The sequence below is a fragment of the Bradyrhizobium sp. genome, from assembly GCF_016213215.1.
Classification (GTDB): Bacteria; Pseudomonadota; Alphaproteobacteria; order Rhizobiales; family Xanthobacteraceae; genus Bradyrhizobium.
The window spans coordinates 36,928-56,640 of the sequence record NZ_JACRAW010000152.1; the positions used below are offsets into that span (position 1 = coordinate 36,928).

The 19,713-nt window shown below is 64.7% G+C and carries 15 protein-coding genes; 8 read left to right on the top strand and 7 right to left on the bottom strand.

The features are described 5' to 3' along the window. Nucleotides 1–69: 69 nt before the first annotated feature. The gene (locus HY852_RS24800; RefSeq protein WP_291607543.1) at nt 70–927 is read left to right on the top strand and encodes an NAD(P)-dependent oxidoreductase; all 858 of its coding nucleotides are present in this window, start codon (nt 70–72) and stop codon (nt 925–927) included. On the opposite strand, the gene recG is transcribed toward HY852_RS24800, so the two are convergent. Continuing rightward, complete coding sequence (gene recG / locus HY852_RS24805; RefSeq protein WP_291607545.1) at nt 924–3,023, bottom strand: ATP-dependent DNA helicase RecG; 2,100 nt, start codon at nt 3,021–3,023, stop codon at nt 924–926. The two genes, HY852_RS24800 and recG, sit on opposite strands and share 4 nt — an antisense overlap. A gap of 203 nt (nt 3,024–3,226) precedes the next feature. On the opposite strand from recG, the gene HY852_RS24810 reads away from it, so the two are divergent. Both HY852_RS24810 and mfd read left to right on the top strand, forming a co-directional pair. Then, nucleotides 3,227–3,514 carry a succinate dehydrogenase assembly factor 2 gene (locus HY852_RS24810; RefSeq protein ID WP_291607571.1) on the top strand — a complete coding sequence of 96 codons (288 nt, stop codon included), beginning with the start codon at nt 3,227–3,229 and terminating at the stop codon, nt 3,512–3,514. Beyond that, nucleotides 3,511–7,029 (top strand): transcription-repair coupling factor, encoded by a 3,519-nt coding sequence (gene mfd / locus HY852_RS24815; RefSeq protein WP_291607546.1) that lies wholly within the window; start codon nt 3,511–3,513, stop codon nt 7,027–7,029. Before HY852_RS24810 ends, mfd begins: the two co-directional genes overlap by 4 nt. Nucleotides 7,030–7,050: 21 nt before the next feature. Here mfd and HY852_RS24820 read toward each other — a convergent pair whose 3' ends face one another. The 3 genes from HY852_RS24820 to HY852_RS24830 all read right to left on the bottom strand — a co-directional run bounded on the left by HY852_RS24820 (nt 7,051) and on the right by HY852_RS24830 (nt 11,703). Next, nucleotides 7,051–8,280 carry a GGDEF domain-containing protein gene (locus tag HY852_RS24820; RefSeq protein WP_291607547.1) on the bottom strand — a complete coding sequence of 410 codons (1,230 nt, stop codon included), beginning with the start codon at nt 8,278–8,280 and terminating at the stop codon, nt 7,051–7,053. A gap of 82 nt (nt 8,281–8,362) precedes the next feature. After that, on the bottom strand, nt 8,363–9,868 hold the full coding sequence (locus HY852_RS24825; RefSeq protein WP_291607548.1) for an AMP-binding protein: 1,506 nt from the start codon (nt 9,866–9,868) through the stop codon (nt 8,363–8,365). A gap of 8 nt (nt 9,869–9,876) precedes the next feature. Next, a complete protein-coding gene (locus tag HY852_RS24830) occupies nt 9,877–11,703 on the bottom strand; it encodes an extracellular solute-binding protein (protein WP_291607572.1) in 1,827 nt (608 codons plus the stop codon). 258 nt (nt 11,704–11,961) lie between these two features. Between HY852_RS24830 and HY852_RS24835 the strand changes: the two genes are divergently transcribed. Continuing rightward, entirely contained in the window at nt 11,962–12,762 is an 801-nt protein-coding gene (locus HY852_RS24835) for an invasion associated locus B family protein (protein ID WP_291607549.1), read from the top strand. 101 nt (nt 12,763–12,863) lie between these two features. Here HY852_RS24835 and hspQ read toward each other — a convergent pair whose 3' ends face one another. Then, nucleotides 12,864–13,196, bottom strand: coding sequence for a heat shock protein HspQ (gene hspQ / locus HY852_RS24840; protein ID WP_291607550.1), 333 nt, complete (start codon nt 13,194–13,196; stop codon nt 12,864–12,866). Nucleotides 13,197–13,304: 108 nt separating this feature from the next. Here hspQ and HY852_RS24845 point away from each other — a divergent pair, with 108 nt between their 5' ends. After that, a complete protein-coding gene (locus HY852_RS24845; protein ID WP_291607551.1) occupies nt 13,305–14,258 on the top strand; it encodes an AEC family transporter in 954 nt (317 codons plus the stop codon). Here HY852_RS24845 and HY852_RS24850 read toward each other — a convergent pair. Continuing rightward, nucleotides 14,227–15,483: a UbiH/UbiF family hydroxylase gene (locus HY852_RS24850; protein WP_291607552.1), complete on the bottom strand. Its 1,257-nt coding sequence runs from the start codon at nt 15,481–15,483 to the stop codon at nt 14,227–14,229. The genes HY852_RS24845 and HY852_RS24850 overlap by 32 nt on opposite strands. A gap of 143 nt (nt 15,484–15,626) precedes the next feature. Between HY852_RS24850 and pcsA the strand changes: the two genes are divergently transcribed. The 3 genes from pcsA to HY852_RS24865 all read left to right on the top strand — a co-directional run bounded on the left by pcsA (nt 15,627) and on the right by HY852_RS24865 (nt 18,249). After that, nucleotides 15,627–16,352, top strand: coding sequence for a phosphatidylcholine synthase (gene pcsA, locus HY852_RS24855; protein ID WP_291607553.1), 726 nt, complete (start codon nt 15,627–15,629; stop codon nt 16,350–16,352). Next, nucleotides 16,349–17,074, top strand: coding sequence for a TerC family protein (locus HY852_RS24860; RefSeq protein ID WP_291607554.1), 726 nt, complete (start codon nt 16,349–16,351; stop codon nt 17,072–17,074). The genes pcsA and HY852_RS24860 overlap by 4 nt, the downstream gene beginning before the upstream one ends. A gap of 200 nt (nt 17,075–17,274) precedes the next feature. Then, on the top strand, nt 17,275–18,249 hold the full coding sequence (locus HY852_RS24865; RefSeq protein ID WP_291607555.1) for a quinone oxidoreductase: 975 nt from the start codon (nt 17,275–17,277) through the stop codon (nt 18,247–18,249). Between the two features lie 52 nt (nt 18,250–18,301). Here HY852_RS24865 and HY852_RS24870 read toward each other — a convergent pair whose 3' ends face one another. After that, entirely contained in the window at nt 18,302–19,498 is a 1,197-nt protein-coding gene (locus HY852_RS24870; RefSeq protein WP_291607556.1) for an acetylornithine transaminase, read from the bottom strand. Nucleotides 19,499–19,713 lie beyond the last annotated feature (215 nt).

Genomic DNA, 19,713 nt, shown 5'->3' on the forward strand with positions numbered 1-19,713 from the left:
CAAGTCTGCTACGATTCCAGTCGAGCAAGGGCGCGCAAGTCGCGTCGATCATCGAAGCTGGAGTTCACCATGCCTCCCAGTATTGCGATCCTGGCCCCTGGCGCCATGGGCAGCGCCGTCGCCCGCAGGCTGAGCGAGCATGGCGTGCGCGTGCTGACATCGCTTAAGGGCCGCAGCGATGCGACGGCCAAGCGCGCCGCTGAAGCCGGCATGATCGCGGCTGAGGATTCCGAACTGGCCGGCGCTGACATCATCCTTTCCATCGTGCCCCCGGGTCAGGCCGTCGCACTTGCCGAACGACTCGCCGCGCTGATCGCCGGGACCGGGAAGAAACCGGTGGTCATCGACTGCAATGCAGTCAATGTGGAGACGGTCCTCGGCATCGAAAGGATCATCGCTGCCGCCGGCGCACGCTTTGTCGATGGCGGAATCATCGGCTTTCCGCCCAGGCCCGGCAGCACAGGACCGGCGTTCCATGTCTCCGGCGAGCATGCGCGCGAAGCTCTGGCGCTGAACCAGTTCGGTCTGGACCTGAGCATCATCGATGGGCCGGTCGGCGCGGCGTCTGCACTCAAGATGTCCTACGCCGGAATCGTGAAGGGACTGGCCGGCATCGGGGCGGCGATGGTGCTCGCTGCCACGCGTGCCGGGGCCGCCGACGCCTTGCGCGATGAACTCGCGTTGAGCCAACCGGCCATCCTCGCCCGACTTGCCATTGCACTTCCGGACATGATCCCGAAGTCCTACCGTTGGGTTGCCGAAATGAAGGAGATCGCGGGGTTCCTGGGACCCGATCATCCGGCCAGTCTCATCTATGAAGGCTTCGCGCGGCTGTTCGATTACCTCGCCCAGGATGCCAGCGGCGAGGGAGCGGAGGCCGCGCGGCTCAAGGCATTTGCTGCCAGCATCGCACAGAAAAAGGCCTAGCCTGCGCCGATCAGCGGAATCGCTTCGTCGCGCTCGAATAGATAGAGCAGGCAGCGCAGCGCCTCGCCGCGCTCGCCCTCCAGTCTCGGGTTCTCCCTCATGACACGCAGGGCCTCGTCGCGGGCCTGTGTAATGAGCTGGGCATGGACATCGGAACGAGCGATGCGATAACCGGGCAGTCCGCTCTGACGCACGCCGAGCACGTCGCCTTCACCGCGCAGGCGCAAATCTTCCTCCGCGATCCTGAAGCCGTCGGTCGTCTCCCGGATCACCGCCAGGCGCGCCTTGGACATTTCGCTGAGCGACTCGCGATACAACAGCAGGCAGGTGGACGCTTCCGAGCCGCGGCCGATGCGACCGCGGAGCTGGTGCAGCTGTGCAAGGCCGAAGCGCTCGGCGTTCTCGATCACCATGATGGTGGCGGCGGGCACATCGACGCCGACCTCGACCACGGTGGTGGCCACAAGAAGCCCGATCTCGCCGGATGCGAATTCCGCCATCACGCGGTCCTTGTCGGCGCCCTTCATCTTGCCGTGGACGAGGCCGACCTTGTCGCCGAAGCGCTCCTGCAGGCTTTTGAAGCGCGCTTCCGCGTCGGTCAGGTTGACCATGTCGGATTCCTCGACCAGCGGGCAGATCCAGTAGACGCGTTTGCCGGAGGTGAGCGCGCGCCCGACCGCGTCCATCACCTCGCTCAGGCGGCTGTCGGGCACCGCGCGGGTATCGATCGGCTGGCGGCCCGCCGGCTTCTCGCGCAGTTCGGAAACGTCCATATCGCCGAAATAGGTCAGAACGAGCGTGCGCGGGATCGGGGTGGCGCTCAGGACCAGCACGTCGACCGCTTCGCCTTTCGAGGTTAGCGCAAGGCGCTCGCGCACGCCGAAGCGATGCTGTTCGTCGACCACGGCGAGCGCCAGCGCCTTGAAGGTCACATCGTCCTGGATCAGCGCGTGGGTGCCAACGAGCAGATCGATCTTTCCCTCGAACAGCCGGGCAAGGATGTCGCGCCGCTCCTTGCCTTTCTCGCGGCCGGTGAGGATGGCGACGCGAAGGCCGGCGCGTTCGGCGAGCGGGGCAATGGTCTTGATATGCTGGCGCGCCAGGATCTCGGTTGGGGCCATCAGGGCCGCCTGCCTGCCGACTTCCGCCACGGCCGCCGCCGCGAGCAGCGCCACCACGGTCTTGCCCGAGCCGACGTCGCCCTGCAGCAGGCGCAACATGCGGATCGGCTGGCGCAAATCTTCCGCAATCGCCGCAGCGGCCGTCCGCTGCGAAGGCGTGAGCGCGTACGGCAAGGCGTCGATGATCTTGTTGCGCAGATGCCCATCGCCGGCGTGGCGGTCGCCGGCGGGCCGGCGCAATTGCGCCCGCACCAGCGCCAGTGCCAGCTGACCGGCCAGGAGTTCGTCAAAGGCAAGGCGCGACCAGAACGGTTGATCGGGCAGGATGTCCGTCAGCTCGATGGGTACATGCACGCGGTTCAGCGCGTCCGTAAACGGCGGAAAGTGGCAGCGGCGCAGGATTTCCGGGCAGGTCCATTCCGGCAGCGCCGGCAGCTTCTGAATCGCCTGGGAGATCGCCCGGCGCAGTGAGCCGAGCGCGAGTCCTTCCGTAAGGGGATAGACGGGATCGATGCCGGAAAGCTTCGCCATCCCGGCCTCGTCGACCACCCGATCGGGATGCACGATTTGAGGAATGCCGTCATAAATCTGCAGCGTACCGGAGACGTAGCGCGTTTCACTGACCGGCAGGAGCTTCTCCACATAGCCCGGCTTGGCGCGGAAGAAGGTGAAAACCACGTCCCCGGTATCGTCGCTGGCGTAGACGAGGTAGGGCGCACGCGAATTGCGCGGCGGAGGCGGACGGTGACGGTCGATCGTCACCTCCAGGGTCACCACCGTGCCCGGAACCGCGTCGCGGATTTTGGGCCGTGCCCGGCGGTCGATGACGTTGGTCGGCAGGTGCAACAGCAGATCGACCACACGAGGCGTCTCGCTGCGATCGAGGAGATAGCGCAGCAGCTTGTCCTGCTTGGGCCCGACGCCGGACAGGCTCGTTACCGGGGCAAAAAGCGGATTGAGCAGAGCAGGGCGCATCCAGTCTCTCGTCGCGCAACACTTGTCATGCGCGGGCCTGAACCCGCGCGTCCATCTTTCAATGACGATGGATTGCCGGGTCAAGCCCGGCAATGACGATCCCGGTCAAATCGGAACAAGAAGGGCTGACATCGGCAACCGCGGCCGCTATATGAACCCGCCCGGCACGTCCGGGCTTTCGGCGTTTGAACTGGAATTTCCCAATGACTGGAACGACTCGATCGAGCGGCGGGTTGGATGAGCGTCGCAAGCGGCTCCTGTTTCGCTGCTGGCGGCGGGGCACCCGCGAAATGGATCTGATCCTCGGCAGCTTTGCGGACGTGGAAATCGCCCGCCTTTCGGATAGTGAGTTGTCCGAGCTCGAGCGCCTGCTCGATATCCCCGAGCCGGAGCTCTACGCCGCGCTGACCGCAGCCACGCTGCCGCCGGCCGCCATCGCCGGACCGTTATTCGATCGCATCAAAGCCTCCCGCGTGGACCTCGGTGCATGAAGCAGCGGTCGAAATCCCCTGCCGAGTTGCTGACACCGGGCCGGCCGCTGACGCTGTCCAACGTCGCGGAAGGTGCGGAGGGGCTCGTCATCTCGGACCTCGCGCGCGCCGTCGCGGCGCGGCCGAAGCGGTCGGCCGTCAGCCTCGCCGTCGTCTGCCGTGATGGTCCGCGGATGCAGCAATTGGCGCGTGCGCTGGGATTTTTCGCGCCCGATCTGCCGGTCATGCAGTTCCCGGCGTGGGATTGCCAGCCCTACGACCGTGTGTCGCCGCATGCCGGCATCATGGCCGAGCGGTTGACCACGCTGGCGCGGCTCGCACGCCTGACCGGGAGCGACAAGCCGCTGATCGTGCTAACCACCGTCAACGCCGCTGTCCAGCGCGTGCCGGCGCGCGATACGGTTGCCGCGCAGGCGCTGTCGGTTGCCCCGGGCCACGTCGTGCCGATGGATTCCATCGTGGCGTGGCTCGAGCATAATGGCTACAGCCGATCGTCCACCGTGCGCGAGCCGGGCGAATATGCCGTGCGCGGCGGCATTCTCGACCTGTTTCCGGCCGGACTTGACCAGCCGGTGCGGTTCGACTTCTTTGGCGACAGCCTGGAATCGATCCGCTCCTTTGACGCGGAAAGCCAGCGCACGCTGCTCGACATGCGTTCGCTCGATCTGGTCCCGATCGCGGAATTCCAACTCGTCACCGAGAGCATCCGCCGCTTCCGCATGGGGTATGTCGCCGAATTCGGCACGCCGCTGCGCGACGATCCGCTCTACGAGGCGGTCAGCGAAGGCCGGCGCCATCCCGGCATGGAACACTGGCTGCCTTTGTTCCTGGAGAAGATGGAGACGCTGTTCGACTATCTCGATCAGGCGCCGATCGCCATCGAACCGCAGGTCGACGACGCCGCCCGCGAGCGCTTCAAGCAGATCCAGGACTATTACCAGGCGCGGCGCGAGGCGCTGGAGCATCCTTCGGGGGGCGCGATCTACAAGCCGTTGCCGCCCGACCGGCTCTATTTGACGGACGAGGAGTGGGCGAGGCGGCTTCAGGAGGCTGCGGTTGCACGGCTGACGCCATTCGCCGTCCCAGACGATTCCGGCAGTGTCGTCGACGCCGGGGCACGGAGCGGGCGAGACTTCGCGCCCGAGCGCAACGACGCATCCGTGAACGTGTTCGAGGGCGTGGTTGCGCATGTGCAGGCTCTGCAGGCCAAGCGCAAGAAGGTCGTGATCGCGCTGTGGACCGAAGGCTCGCGCGACCGCATGGGCTCCATGCTGCGCGACCACAAGCTCACCCACACCACCAGCGTCAACAGCTGGCGGACCGTGCAGGCCACGCCGCGCAACGAGACCATGCTGGCGGTGCTCGGGCTTGAAAGCGGGTTCGAGACCGACGACGTCGCGATCATCAGCGAGCAGGACATCCTCGGTGATCGCCTGGTGCGGCCGCGTCGCGCCAGCCGCAAGCTGGACAACTTCATCTCGGAAGTGACGAGCCTTTCCGCCGGCGATCTGGTCGTCCACGTCGACCACGGCATTGGACGCTTCGTCGGCCTGCAGACCCTGGAGGTCGCTGGTGCGCCGCACGATTGCCTCGAGTTGCATTATGCCGCCGACACCAAGCTGTTCCTGCCGGTCGAAAACATCGAACTGCTGTCGCGTTTCGGCTCCGAGCAGGCCAATGTCGAGCTTGATCGGCTCGGCGGCACCGGCTGGCAGACGCGAAAGGCGAAGCTCAAGAACCGCATCCGCGAAATCGCCGGCGAGCTGATCAAGATCGCCGCCGAACGGCAGCTGCACGAGGCACCGAAGTTACCCGTCCAGCCGGGTCTGTATGACGAGTTCTGCGCGCGCTTCCCCTACGACGAGACCGAGGACCAGCTCACGTCCATCGAGGCGACGCTCAAGGACCTCGAAAGCGGCAAGCCGATGGACCGGCTCGTGTGCGGCGACGTCGGTTTCGGCAAGACGGAAGTTGCGTTGCGCGCTGCCTTTGCGGTGGCGCTCGACGGCAAGCAGGTTGCGGTGGTCGTGCCGACGACGCTGCTCGCGCGTCAGCACGCCAAAACCTTCACCGAGCGTTTCCGCGGCTTTCCGATCAGGGTCGCACAAGCTTCGCGACTTGTTTCACAGAAGGAACTGCGAGAGGTCAAGAAGGGGCTTGCCGACGGTTCTATCGACATCGTCGTTGGCACCCATGCCCTGCTCGGCAAGAGCATCAAGTTCCGCGACCTTGGTCTCCTCATCGTGGACGAGGAGCAGCATTTCGGCGTGAGCCACAAGGAAAAGCTGAAACAGCTCCGCGCCGAGGTGCATGTGCTTACGCTCAGCGCGACGCCAATTCCGCGCACGCTGCAGCTCGCGCTGACCGGTGTGCGCGAGCTCTCGATCATCGCCTCGCCCCCGGTCGATCGGCTGGCGGTACGCACCTTCGTTGCGCCGCATGATCCACTGATGATCCGCGAAGCGCTCTTGCGCGAACGCTATCGCGGCGGGCAGGCCTTCTATGTGGTGCCCCGCATCGAGGACCTGGCAGGGGTGAAGGATTTCCTCGACAAGAACGTACCGGAGATGAAGGTCGCCGTGGCCCATGGCCAGATGCCGGCCGCCCTCATCGAGGACATCATGGCGGCTTTCTACGACGGCAAGTACGACGTCCTGCTTTCGACGACGATCGTCGAGTCCGGCCTCGACATTCCCAACGCCAACACGCTGATCGTGCACCGGGCCGACATGTTCGGCCTCGCGCAGCTCTATCAGCTCCGCGGGCGGGTCGGACGCGCGAAGCTGCGCGCCTATGCGCTGTTCACGCTGCCGTCCGAGCACAAGATCACTCCGCAGGCCGAACGCCGGCTCACCGTGCTGCAATCGCTGGAGACACTGGGCGCCGGCTTTCAGCTTGCGTCGCAGGATCTCGATATCCGCGGCGCCGGCAACCTGCTCGGCGAGGAGCAGTCCGGCCACATCAAGGAGGTCGGTTTCGAGCTCTATCAGTCGATGCTGGAAGAGGCGATCGTCAATCTCAAGGCCGGGGTGGTCGAGCCGGCGGCCGACCGCTGGTCGCCGCAGATCACCATTGGGATGCCGGTGCTGATTCCGGAGGAGTACGTGTCCGATCTGCCGGTTCGGCTGTCGCTGTACCGTCGGCTTGCCGACCTCGATACGGAGGACGAGATCGAGAATTTCGCCGCCGAGATGCGCGACCGCTTTGGCGTGCTGCCGGACGAGGTGCGCTACCTGTTCAAGGTCGCCGCGATCAAGTCCTATTGCCGGCAAGCCAATGTCGAGAAGGTGGATGCCGGCCCGAAGGGCGCCGTCATCAGCTTCCGCGACAACAGCTTCGCGCATCCCGACCGGCTGGTCGCCTTCATCCGCCAGCAGGGCCAGGCCGCGCGCGTGCGGCCCGACATGAAGGTCGTATTCTTCCAGGACTGGGAGACACCCGAAGAGCGGCTCGCCGGCACGACGGAAATCCTGCGCCAGCTTGCGCATCTCGCCGAGAACAAGAAGGCGGCCTAGGCGGCGTTGTTGCGGGGAAGTTTACGAGGCCGCGCGCGGCGCTTCGGCATAAAGCCGTCCAAGCAGCGAGGCCGCCGTGTCCGAGGGCGACAGCGAGTCGACGGTCACGACCGGGTCGGTGCGGGGCTCGCGCCGGCCGTGCGAGGTGTGCCGCATGACACTTGAAAGCCGGCGCGCGATCATGTGAGCGGTCCGGAAGTCGGTTTCAGCGAATACCACGATCACGGAGCCGTCCTTGCGGGCCGCGCCGAAATCCATCTGCCGCATCAGCCGGCTGAGGATGCGCGCTCCGTCGATCTGCGCCCGTGGATTGTTCGGATCAAAGGCAAATCGCGCTACCGACAGCCCGCCGCCACGCGCCAGAGTCTCCTTTACCGCTCGGGAAAAATCCCGGCTGAAGGCTTCCACCGTGAGCAGGCCGCTATGGGGATCGAGCCATCCGCCGGCATCGATCGACTTCAGCGTGCGGCTCAACTGCGCTTCCATGGCGTGCTGGCGGATCAGCGGCAGGGCGTTGGCGGCGATCTGCGTCGGCAGGCCGGAGATATTCTCGATGTTCGGCAGGTCGTAGCTTCCGGCTGGCTTGTGCGCGGTGACGACCACCGGCAGGTTGCGAAAGCGCGGATCCTCGGCAAGCACGGTCAGGAAGGCGTCCACCACGCGCCCGGTGAATCCTTCGGCCAGCACGATGCCGTCGATATCGCGCGAGTTGAGGTGTTTGGCCGCGGCTTCGATGCTGAGCGCGCCGATCACGCCCATGCGCTCGCCCAGTGCGACAGAGAGGGCCGGATACGCGGCGCCGCGGCCGATCAGCAGCACGGTCGCATCCCGCGCCGGATCGGTGTCCGGCAGCGGCAAATTGCCCTTCACCTCGGGAAGCCTGCGCAGCACGGTCGCGTGCAGGGTGCGGACGCGCAAGGCCGCGCGCAACCGGGCGATCAGGCGGTCAGTACTGCCCCCCTGCAGCGAAAAGGGAAGGGCGTTGTGCGGCAGCGGCTTCTCGGCATCGACCGCGACCAACGGTAGATAGAGCGGTTGGTCGGCGACCTTCTTTGCGACCGCAGAAACCTGCCTGTCCATCGCGCCCGACATCACGGCCAGCACAGCGGCGGGCTGAATCTGCTCAACAGCGCACGCGGCATTCTCCCAGTCGCTGTCGATCAGGGGAAAGAGCCGGGCTTCACCGAGCGCGGAGGCGAAGGCAGGTCGCCCTGCGTTCGAGACAAAAAGGATCGGGCCCGCCTGAGACATTGCCAACTCGCGTTCGCAGCAAACGGGTGCAATCTAGTTTGGCGCGTCTTAATGCGGGGTCAACGGAACCGCATAAGGTCGCTCAGGTCGCACCGGCCCGGTCGCGAAACGCTTCAACCATCAAAGGGTTAAGTCCGAGCTCGCTCAGCGCCTCGCGCGCGCGGGCATTGTCCTGGGCGCGTCCGGCCAGCCGATGTCCGCTCAAACGATCGGGAAGGGCGGTGATGAGCGCGCCCTGGCCCAGGCGGCGCGACCACTCCTGCAGGTCGTGGGACAGGAAACGATAGCCTCCAACCGACATGATGCCCGCGGGCGGAGCGGTGATGCAGATTGCTCCGGTCGAGCGGTCGAGGCGCGCGGCATAGCCGGTGTCGGCATAATCGCGCGGCGGCTGCGCCGCGACGCCGTCGCTCGTCGGCAGTGGTGGCGGCGCGTAGGCAGCGACCGGCACCATGGCTCCGCGCAGGCCGAGCGTGCCCTTCGGCGTCAGCAGGATTTCGCCGGCGACCGAAGAGCCTTGCTGCTCGCGTGGCGCGCCGTGCGGCCCCGGCACGATCGCGACGGGCAGGCCGTCGTTGCCGCGGCGGGCTCCGAACAGACCGACCTCACCGAACAGGTAGACGTCCGTTATCGAGGCGTGCGGCGCGGCCCAAATGTCGCTGGACGCGACCTGCTCCGGCGCGCGCCACAAGCCGATAACAGTGCGCAAGCCCGGCAGCCTCGCGGCGGCCTCGAGTTCGCCGAGCCGGAGAGCGAGCAGGCCCGGCGCGACCAATACGTCGCAGGAGTGCTCGTTGATCTGCTCCTCCAGCACGTCGCTGTCGAAGGGGTGGTGCAGCACCAGCGTTCCGCCCGACAGAAGCCAGACCACCAGCGACGAGGCAAGCCCGGCAAAGGACATCGGCGCGAACGCCGACATCACGGTAGCGCCCTGCGGGACGTCGCTTTCCAGCGAGATGGCAAGCCCGCCCGCGATCAGGCTGAGGTGCGGGCGCGGGACCGGGCGGAATCCCTCTGCGGTCATGTCGAAGGAAATCAAGGCCGCCTTGCGGCCATCCTGGACCACTCTGCGGGTCGTCCCGGGGGCGCGCGCGAGCGCTTCGTCGAGCGAAGCCATGCCTTCCGGCAGGTCGTTGCCGAATCCGCAGACATGGCGAATGGAGAATGCCTCGGCCGCAGCGTTCATGGCGAGATCGGAGTAGGAGATCCCGTCGATCCTGCTCATCGTCACGATCGCGCGCGCGGCCGTGCGATTGAGCGCGGCGGTGAGTTCGGCATGGCGCCACAGCAGCGGCAGCACCGCGACGACGAGGCCGGCGCGGTGGGCGGCGAGTACGGTGAGCACGAATTCGATCGTGTTCGGCAACTGGATGGCAATCACGGAGTTGGCAGGCAATCCCGCTTCTACGAAATGCGCCGACAGCGCGGTAATGGCGCGATCGGCTTCGGCATAGGTCAGCCGTTTGGGTGCGTCTCCGGTCACGCGGGGCTTGTTGAGCGGATCGAGCAAAGCCAGCGCGTCCGGCTGCCTGGCCAGGGTCCGCTGAAACAGCGTTTCGAGCGTCGGCGATACGGGGGACTGGTTCACGTGGGCTGTCACCTCGCTTGCGGCTCAGGCTTATGCCACCAGGTCTCCGGCAGATAGCCGGTGAGCGCGGTGGCCGAGGGCCGTTCTATCCGATTCCAGCGTGCGATCCATTGTTCGGAAACATTAAAGAGGGGGATGGCATAGAACCCGGACATCAAGGTCCGGTCCAGCGCGCGGACCGCGGAGACGAAGACGGCATGCTCGCGGGCTTTGAGCAGGGCCTTGATCATGGTGTCGATGGCCGGGTCCTTGGCGCCCATGTAGTTGCGGGTGCCCGGGATGTCGGCCGCTGCGCTTCCCCAATAGAAGGACTGCTCGTTGCCCGGCGACAGCGATTGGTCCCAGCGATTCTGGATCATGTCGAAGTCGAAGCTGAGCCGGCGTTGATCGAACTGAACGGGGTCGACAACGCGGACGGTGGCCTCGATCCCCGCGCGCTTGAGGTCGCGCGCATAGGCGAGCGCGATGCGTTCCTGATCGCGGGTTGTCGCCAGAATCTCGAAGGTGAGGGGCGTCCTGGTCGAGCGCTGTCGCAGGACCGTGCCGTCGAGATCGTATCCGGCATCGGCAAAAAGCTTCAGCGCAGCGCGCAACGTCGTACGGTCGCGACCGGAGCCGTCGGTGATCGGAAGGCGGTAACTGCCATCGAGAACTTCCGGCTGGATCTGCGAAGCGAACGGCTTCAGCAGTTCGCGTTCGCGCTCGTCCGCGGCTCGCGCGTACGCCGACAGTTCGGAGCCCGCGAAAAAGCTGGCCGTGCGTGAATACAGCCCGAAAAAGTAATTGCGGTTGATCCACACGAAGTCGAACAGCAGCGTCAGCGCCTGTCGGACGCGAATGTCGGAAAACACCGGACGTCGGGTGTTGAACACGAGGAATTCCGACGGTTGCGGCACACCGGGCTTGAGGGTATCGCGGATCACCTCGCCGTCGCGGGCGGCCGGAAAATCATACCCGTCGTGCCAGCGCAGCGGCTCATGCTCGACGCGAAAGTCGTAAAGGCCGCGCTTGAACGCTTCGAACTGGCCATTGGCCTCGCGGTAGAAATCAATCCGGACCTCGTCGAAGTTCCACAAGCCGCGGTTGACCGGCAGGTCGCGCCCCCAATAGTCCGGATTGCGCGTCAACGTGATGCTGGTGCCCGGCTTGACCGCAGTAACGCGGTAGGGGCCCGAGCCGACCAGGCCCTTCATGGTGGTTTCTTCGAAGGTTGAAACGTCGATAGCGTGGCGCGGCAATACCGGCATCAGTCCAAGGATCAGCGGCAGCTCGCGGTCATTGGCGCCGGAGAGATCGAAGCGCACGGTGAGGCGATCGAGCGCTTCGGCTTTGGCGACCTTTGCGTAATATTGCCGATGGTTGGGGCGGCCGTGGTCCCGCAGCAGCGCCCATGAGAACAGGACGTCGTCGGCAAGGACGGGTTTGCCGTCCGAGAAGCGCGCCCGCGGGTCGAGGCGGAAGGTGACGAAGGTTCTGTCCTCGTCGGTCTCGACGGTCCTGGCGAGCAGGCCGTACAAAGTGAAGGCCTCGTCGTTGCCGCGGGCCATAAGGCTCTCGACCACGAAGCCCCTGATCTGCTGGACCGCAAGGCCCTTCACGATAAGGGGATTCAAGCTGTCGAAAGTGCCGAGCATGCCCCAGGTCAGCCGACCGCCCTTGGGAGCGTCGGGGTTGGCGTAAGGCATGTGGGAGAAGCCCGCCGGCATCGCCGGCTGGCCGTGCATGGCGATGGCATCGCCTTCCTGGGCCGACACGCGACCGAGCGGGAGCGCAAAACCCAAGGCGAGCGCCAGGCGGATGAGAAGGCGGGCGCTGAGGCGCTCAAGAAACAGCATTGGCACGCGGATTGATTCGTGGCCGGCAAGCACGAAAATCCTACCACAGGCGCCCCCCAAAAGCCCTTCCCGCAGCTCAAAGATGCTTGCCGGCATTGATCTTTTCGTCCGCCACGTTATGAAGGCGGGCAATCGCGCAACAGGGCAGGAACCTGTCACTCATCCGCCTCAATTGACGCGGAGACAGCCGCACGTAGCGGCCAGGGATCGGCGCTTTGCCGCGGTTCGGGCGCTCCCGTTCAGAAAGGGTTTTCCGCAATGAATTTCCGTAATTTGGCGGCGTCGGTCAGGCCGCGTGGGCGGCTTCTCGCCCTGTTCGCGGCATCAGCTTTGGCTGTTCCTTTCGCCGCCCAGGCCCAGGCTCCCGCTCCGGCTGCGCCCAAGGCCGCTCCGGCGGCTCCCAAGGCTGCGCCCAAGGCCGCTCCCAAGGGTCCGGCCCCGGCGCCGACCGCCCAGCAGGGCCAACCGCCCGCTCCCGGTGGCCAGCCGCAGGACCAGCAGATCCAGCTGATCTACGCGCCCTGGACCAAGTTTTGCCTGAAGGGACAGGACGCCAACGCCAAGCAGGTCTGTTTCACCGGCAAGGACGGCCGCATCGAGTCCGGCCAGCCGGTCATCGCCGCGGTGATCATCGAGCCCGAAGGCGAGCCGAAGAAGATCCTGCGCGTGACGCTGCCGCTTGGCATGCAACTCACGCACGGAACACGCATCATCGTCGACAACAACACGCCGCAGCAGTCTCCTTACGTGATCTGCTTCGCCAACGGCTGCATGTCAGACTATGAAGTCTCTCCCGAGCTCCTGAGCAACCTGAAGAAGGGCCAGAATCTGGTGGTGCAGGCGATCAACGCCAACGGCGCGCCGCTGACGCTGCCGCTGCCGCTCGCCGGCGAGTTCGCCAAGGCCTATGACGGCCCGCCGACCGATCCGAAGGTGTTCGAAGAGACGCAGAAGAAGCTGCAGGAAGAGCTGCAGAAGCGCGCCGAGGAAGCGCGCAAGAAGCTCGAGGCGACGCAGCCGGGCGGCGCGCAGCCGAACGCCGCGGCAGGGCAGAAGTAGTTCGACCCGCTTTACCAAGATCAAAATATCAAGATCAAAAAGGGCGCTTGCCAAAGCGCCCTTTTTTCATGGGACGGAGATTTCGTCCAAGACCACAGCCGTTAGTTCAGCGACGAATTCCGGGGGCGATAGCCGCCCGATTTGTCCGTTATAAAAATCTCGGTAAGCTGCGAGTGCCGGATCGGCTCTCCGGAATCGTCGGGCAGAAGATTCTGCTCGGAGACATAGGCGACGTACTCGGACTCCGCATTCTCCGCGAGCAGATGATAGAAGGGCTGGTCCTTGCGCGGACGGATTTCTTCCGGAATCGACAGCCACCATTCCTCGGTATTGTTGAATTCAGGATCGATGTCGAAGATGACGCCGCGGAACGAAAAGATCCGGTGGCGCACGACCTGTCCGATCTGGAATTTGGCGGTTCGCGCTGTAATCATGGCTTCGTCGATAGACCAGGATTGTGGCTGATGCTAGTGCCCCGGGGGGGAATTAACCTGTGGACGGTAGCGGGATGCTTGCCGTCGTCCTCAGAAACAACTTCATAAATGACTGATATCCTCAATCTCGCCCTACCTTATTTCGGGCTGATCTTCATCGGTTTCACCTGCGGCAAGACCAAGTCCATCCCGGAATCGGGCCTGGCCTGGATGAACTTCTTCCTCCTCTACGTCTCGCTTCCGGCGCTGCTTTTCGTCATCATGTCGAAGACGCCATTTTCGGAGCTCAACAACCCGCCGTTCCTGATTGCAACGACACTGGGAACAATGACGGCGTTTGCGATCGCGCTCGTCGTCGGGCGCGTCCTTGGCCGCCTGCCGCTACGCGAAGCGACGCTCTCCGCGCTTGCCGGTGCTTACGGCAACATCGGCTACATGGGCCCGGGTCTGGCGCTTGCCGTGCTCGGCAGCAAAGCGGCGGCGCCGACGGCGCTGATCTTCTGTTGCGACAGCATTTTCCTGTTCACCATTGTACCGCTGCTGATCGAACTGAGCGATCGCGATCATCCCTCGATCCTGCACGCCCTCGGTGTGGTGGCGCGGCAGATCGTGCTGAACCCGCTGATCATGTCGGCCTGTGCCGGTGCTGCAGTCGCGGCGCTTCGCATTCCGCTGCCTGCCTCGGTCGACAAGACGCTGCTCTTTCTTCAGAACGCTGCCGCGCCGACCGCGCTGTTCGTGCTCGGCGTGACCGTTGCCTTGCGCCCGTTCGCCCGCGTGCCCTGGGAGGTGCCGGGGGTGATCGCAGTCAAGCTCTTCGTGCATCCGCTCGCCGTGTTCGGGCTGATGCTGCTGTTCGGCCCGTTCGCGCAGCCGTGGGCCGCGACCGCCGTGCTGATGGCATCGCTGCCCCCGGCGCTGAACGTCTTCGTGATCGCGCGCCAGAACGAGGCGTGGATTGAATCCGCTTCCGTCGCCGTGATGCTGGGAACGTTCGCCTCCGTGATCACGCTGACGAGCGTGATGTGGGTCATCCAGGCCGGGCGGCTGACATTTCCGTAGCGGGGCGGCCGCGTCCCCAGGAGCGGCGCCAGGGACGCCAGGTCGGCGCCAGGCCCTCGCGCATGGCAAAACGTCGCAGCGGGCCGACGGAGCCCAAGAGGTGCATGCCGGCCGCGCGAAGCGGCTGCAGCGGCAGGAAATCGTGGACGAGCGAGCGGTTCGCCATGTCGATGACGAAGGTGCGGCTCAAGATATCGGGACGGCGCGCCCAGTCGTATCGCTGCAAGACGCTGGCCGCGCCCGGATCGCCACCCGCGGCGATCGCCTCGCCGGCGACATCGGCAATATCCGCGGCATCGCGCAAACCGAGATTCAGGCCCTGGGCCCCGATCGGTGGAACCACGTGCGCCGCTTCGCCAACCAGCGCGATGCGGTCGCGGGCATATTGCTGCGGGCGCTCGATCGCGAGCGGAAACAGATTACGGCCGGGTTCCACGCGCATCTTGCCGAGGATGAATTGCGACTTCTTCTCGATCGCCGCCGACAATTCGTCATCGCGCAGCGCCTTTAGCCGCTCCGCCTCTGCCGACGAACCGACCCACACGATGCTGCAGCGATTGCCGGTCAGCGGCACGAACACGCATGGCCCGTGCGGGGTATGGAATTCGGTCGACACATTGTGATGGGGGCGCGAATGGCTGACGTTGAACGTCAGGGCCGACTGCCCCAAGTCGCGGCGGGTGACCGAAATTCCGGCGGCCTCGCGGCAGAGCGAATGGCGTCCGTCGGCGCCTACGACAAGACGCGCGGTGAGAAGGCGGCCCGACGTCGTATGGATTGCAACATCCGAGGCTTCCGTGACGACCGAATCGGCCTCCTCGTCGAAGCGCGTCAGGTTGGAGAATTCCGCGGCACGCCCCTCCAGGGCGAGCATCAAGGTGCGGTTTTCGACATTGTAGCCGAACGTCTCGAGCCCGATTTCGTGGCACGAGAAACGCACCTCCGGCGCGCGGATCAGGCGCCCGGTGTCATCGACCAGGCGCATCTCCTCCAGCGCAGCCGCCTCGCTCTTGCAGCGCGACCATACGCCGAGGTCTTCCAAAAAATCGATCGAACCGCCCAGCAGCGCCGTGGTGCGGTTGTCGGCGTACGGCACCCGGCGTGCGACCAGCGCGATGCGCGCGCCGGTCCCGGCCAAGGCGATCGCGGCGGTTACGCCGGCCGGTCCGCCGCCGATCACTGCGACGTCAAAGGATGCGGAAGGGGACGCAGATGTGTTTTCCATACCGGGAGATTTGACATGCCCTGCGACAAATTCAAGCCCGGTTGCGCCCGTTAGATCCTTTGGATTTTTGTTGCCGCCACGCGACCGAACGCCGCAACAGCGGATGTGCAAGACATTCCCGTTCTGCTAGCACTGCGGAAGCCATGGACACCCAGCAAGACTCCCTGAAGGAAAGCTCCACGATCCGCGCCGCGGCGTTTTGCGTGCATATTTTTACGGCGCTCGGCGCCGGCCTTGCCTTGCTCGCGCTGCTGGAGGCGGTACGGGAACACTGGGCCGCTATGTTTCAATGGCTGGGCGTGGCGCTCATCGTGGATGCGATCGACGGTCCCATCGCGCGACGGCTCAATGTGAAGGGCCTGCAGCCGAACTGGTCGGGCGAGGTGCTGGATCTCGTGGTCGACTTCGTCACCTATGTCTTCGTGCCCGCCTACGCAATTGCGGCTAGCGGGCTCTTGCTGCCGCTCGCAGCGCCGCTCCTTGGGGCGGCGATTGTTGTCACCAGCGCGCTGTACTTCGCCGATCTTCGCATGAAGGCGGAGGACAATCACTTTCGCGGATTTCCGGCGCTATGGAATGCCGCGGCGTTCTATCTCTTCCTGCTGCACTGGCCACCCGCGCTCTCGACGCTGTTGGTCGCGGTTCTCCTCGTGCTGACCTTCGTGCCTCTTCATGTGCTGCATCCGGTGCGGGTCGTGCGCCTGCGCGGCCTGACGCTCTCGCTGATGGTGCTGTGGGGCGTGCTGGCGATCTACACGCTCGCAGTCGATTTTCACGCAGGTCCGCTCGTTCAATTCGCTCTTTGCGCCATCGCCATCTATGTTGTGGCGAGCGACGCGGTTATCAGGTTGGCAAAGTCTTTCACATGATGGAATTATTGACGAGCCCCGAGGCGTGGGCGGCCCTTCTTACCCTGTCGGCACTGGAGATCGTTCTCGGCATCGACAACGTCATCTTTATTTCCATCATCGTGTCGCGCATTCCGGAACGACAGGCGCGGCGCGCGCGACAGATCGGCCTGGCGCTGGCGCTCGTCTTCAGGCTTGTGCTGCTCAGCGCGCTGGTGTGGTTGATCGGGCTGACGCGCCCCGTGCTCACGGTGAGCTCGTTCGAGTTTTCCTGGCGCGACATCATTCTGGTCGGCGGAGGCCTGTTCCTGCTTGCCAAGGCCACTCACGAGATTCACGGCGAAGTGGAGGCGCGCGAGGAGGGAGAGGAGCAGGGGAAAGCCGGCAGCGCGTTCTTTTGGGTGATCGCCCAGATCATCGTCATCGATCTGGTGTTTTCGCTGGATTCGATCATCACCGCGATCGGCATGGCGCAGGATATCGAGATCATGATCGCGGCCGTCGTGATTGCGTGTCTCATCATGTATATTTCGTCGGGCCCGGTCGCCAGATTCGTGGCCGAGCATCCCACCACAAAAATGCTTGCCTTGGCATTCCTGGTGTTGATTGGCGTCGCGCTGATAGCCGACGGATTCCAGTTTCACATTCCGCGCGGCTACATCTATTTCGCGATCGCGTTCTCGGCAGCGGTGGAGTTCTTCAACGTGCTGGCGAGGCGCAACCGCCGAAAGACGCGCTCCTAGCGCATGTTTCGGGCGAGCAGGCAAGGCCGCGCAGGCCCAGCCGAGAACATGCCAGCCGAGAGCATGGTGCGATCGCGATTGAACTCGTGAACGCATCGCCGGGTTCGACCGTTTGGGTGTTCCGTTCAAGGTCGAGTTGACAACGTGCGGGTGATGGCTTTCGCTGGCCGGCCAGAAAGAACATTCAGGGAGAACAGGCGATGACCAAAGCCGTGCGCGTGCACAAGGTCGGGGGTCCCGAAGCCCTGGTTTACGAATCGGTCGAGGTGCCTCCACCGGCGGTCGGCGAGGTCCGCATTCGTCAGCACGCGGTCGGCCTGAATTTCATCGACGTCTATTATCGGACGGGCCTCTACAAGGCGCCGGGCTTCCCTTTCGTTCTCGGTAACGAGGCCGCCGGCCAGGTGGTCGCGGTGGGTCCCGGGGTGACCAATTTCCATCCCGGCGATCGTGTCGCCTATTACCACAATCTCGGCGCCTACACCGGTGAGCGCAACATCCCCTCGGAGCGGCTGGTCAAGCTGCCGGACCACATCACATATGAGCAGGGTGCCGTCTTGATGCTGAAGGGGCTCACCGTCTGGTATCTCCTGCACAAGACCTTCAAGGTCGAGCCGCATCATCGCGTGCTCATCCATGCTGCGGCCGGCGGGATTGGATTGCTCGCGTGCCAGTGGGCGAGGGCGCTTGGCGCGCATGTGATCGGCACTGTCGGCTCCCGCGCAAAGGCGGATCTCGCACTCGCGAATGGCTGCGACCACGTCATCCTCTACAACGAGGAGGATTTCGTTGCGCGCGTGAAGCAGATCAGCCGCAACGAACTGTGCGACGTCGTCTATGACGGCGTCGGCAAGGCGACCTTCCCGGGCTCGCTGTCGTGTCTCAAGACGCGAGGCATGTTCGTGAGCTTCGGCAATGCGTCAGGTCCTGTGCCGCCGTTTGCGATCGCCGAGCTCAACAATCATGGCTCGCTGTTTGCGACGCGGCCGAAGCTGAACGACTACATCGGCAAGCGCTCGGAACTGCTGGACGGAGCCGATACGCTGTTTGCGGCGGTTATCTCCGGCAAGCTGCACGTACGGATCCAGCACGCCTATGCCCTGAAGGATGCGGCCAAGGCGCACAGCGATCTCGAAAGCCGCAACACGACCGGCGCATCCATCTTGAAGCCCTAAGAGGAGCGCACGGCCGGGTTCACATACGGCCGTGCTGCGCCAGAGCTCTTCCCTACGCAACCCGCCGGGCGGCGCCTGCCTTGGTCAGGATCGCGTCGAGGCAATCAACCATATCACCGATCTGCTGGCGCGTGACGTTGAGCGCCGGCATGAACCGCAGCGTGTCAGGCTGCGGGGAGTTGAGCAGCACGCCCGCCTCGAACGCCTGGGCCACGATCGCGCCTGCTATCGGCAGCTTGAGGTCGAGCGCGAGCAAGAGGCCGCGCCCACGCACTTCGCCAAGGCCATGCCGCGCCGAGAGGCGCTGCAGCTCGCTTTCCAGGAACAGACCGGTATCAGTGACCGCTTTGAGGAATTCGTGCCTATTCACTTGCTCGAACACGGCCAGGCCCGCGGCACACATGAGCGGATTGCCATTAAAGGTGCCGCCCTGGTCGCCGTGCTCGAAACAGGAGGCGCGCTCGGTGGCGAGAAGGGCGGCGAGCGGCACGCCGCCCCCGATTCCCTTGCCCAGCGTCATGATGTCGGGCTCGATTCCGGCATGCTCGTGGTGGAACAGCCTTCCGGTCCGTCCCATGCCGGTCTGGATCTCGTCGACAATCAACAGGAGGCCATGCTCCTTGGTGAGTTCGCGCAACCCCTTCAGGAATTGGTCCGTGGCCGGCCAGACACCCGCTTCGCCCTGGATCGGCTCCAGCATCACGGCGATCGTGTGGTCGTTGATGAGGGCTTCGACGGAAGCAAGGTCGTTAAGTCTCGCCTTGCCGAAGCCTGCGACCTTGGGCTCGAACAGAGGCTCGAACACCTTCTTCCCGGAGGCTGACATGGTGGCGAGGGTCCGGCCGTGAAAGCCGCCTTCGAAGGTGATGATTTCGAACGCGCCATTCTTGTGCACGGCGCCATACTTGCGCGCGAGCTTGATCGCGCCTTCGTTCGCTTCGGCTCCCGAATTGGCAAAGAACACCTGGTCGAAGCAGCTATGGTCGACCAGCGCCTTTGCCAGCTTGAGGCTCGGGGCGTTGTAGAAGGCGGGACTGGGCGTCAGCAACCGCTTGGCCTGTGCCGCAAGTGCTTCGGCCACCGCCGGCGGGGAGTGGCCAAGGCAATTGACGGCCCATCCCTGCACGAAATCAAGATAGCGCTTGCGGGTGTCGTCCCATAGGTAGGAGCCCGCACCGCGGATGAACACGGCCTTGGGCCGCGCGGTGATGTCCATCAGCGCATCGAACGGATGGGGGGCGTTGGTCATGTCGAACTCCTCGTGCCGTGGGTGAAAAGGATGCTCCAACGCAAGAAGGCCGCACTTTGCGGGTGCGGCCTCCTTGCGAACTTGCTGATCTAGCTGTTCAGCGTTGTCGTCGGACACGGCGCAACCCATCATCGTCGCTGGTGCGACGACGGAAAGCTGCGCGGCGATGGGTCCGAGTAAAGATCATGGAGCGCGCGCTTACAGCCGAAGGGCGG

Coding starts and splice junctions, on each gene's coding strand:
- HY852_RS24800 (WP_291607543.1), top strand. CDS start 70: ATGCCTCCCAGTATTGCGATCCTGGCCCCTGGCGCCATGGGCAGCGCC.
- recG (WP_291607545.1), bottom strand. CDS start 3,023: ATGCGCCCTGCTCTGCTCAATCCGCTTTTTGCCCCGGTAACGAGCCTG.
- HY852_RS24810 (WP_291607571.1), top strand. CDS start 3,227: ATGACTGGAACGACTCGATCGAGCGGCGGGTTGGATGAGCGTCGCAAG.
- mfd (WP_291607546.1), top strand. CDS start 3,511: ATGAAGCAGCGGTCGAAATCCCCTGCCGAGTTGCTGACACCGGGCCGG.
- HY852_RS24820 (WP_291607547.1), bottom strand. CDS start 8,280: ATGTCTCAGGCGGGCCCGATCCTTTTTGTCTCGAACGCAGGGCGACCT.
- HY852_RS24830 (WP_291607572.1), bottom strand. CDS start 11,703: ATGCTGTTTCTTGAGCGCCTCAGCGCCCGCCTTCTCATCCGCCTGGCG.
- HY852_RS24835 (WP_291607549.1), top strand. CDS start 11,962: ATGAATTTCCGTAATTTGGCGGCGTCGGTCAGGCCGCGTGGGCGGCTT.
- hspQ (WP_291607550.1), bottom strand. CDS start 13,196: ATGATTACAGCGCGAACCGCCAAATTCCAGATCGGACAGGTCGTGCGC.
- HY852_RS24845 (WP_291607551.1), top strand. CDS start 13,305: ATGACTGATATCCTCAATCTCGCCCTACCTTATTTCGGGCTGATCTTC.
- HY852_RS24850 (WP_291607552.1), bottom strand. CDS start 15,483: ATGGAAAACACATCTGCGTCCCCTTCCGCATCCTTTGACGTCGCAGTG.
- pcsA (WP_291607553.1), top strand. CDS start 15,627: ATGGACACCCAGCAAGACTCCCTGAAGGAAAGCTCCACGATCCGCGCC.
- HY852_RS24860 (WP_291607554.1), top strand. CDS start 16,349: ATGATGGAATTATTGACGAGCCCCGAGGCGTGGGCGGCCCTTCTTACC.
- HY852_RS24865 (WP_291607555.1), top strand. CDS start 17,275: ATGACCAAAGCCGTGCGCGTGCACAAGGTCGGGGGTCCCGAAGCCCTG.
- HY852_RS24870 (WP_291607556.1), bottom strand. CDS start 19,498: ATGACCAACGCCCCCCATCCGTTCGATGCGCTGATGGACATCACCGCG.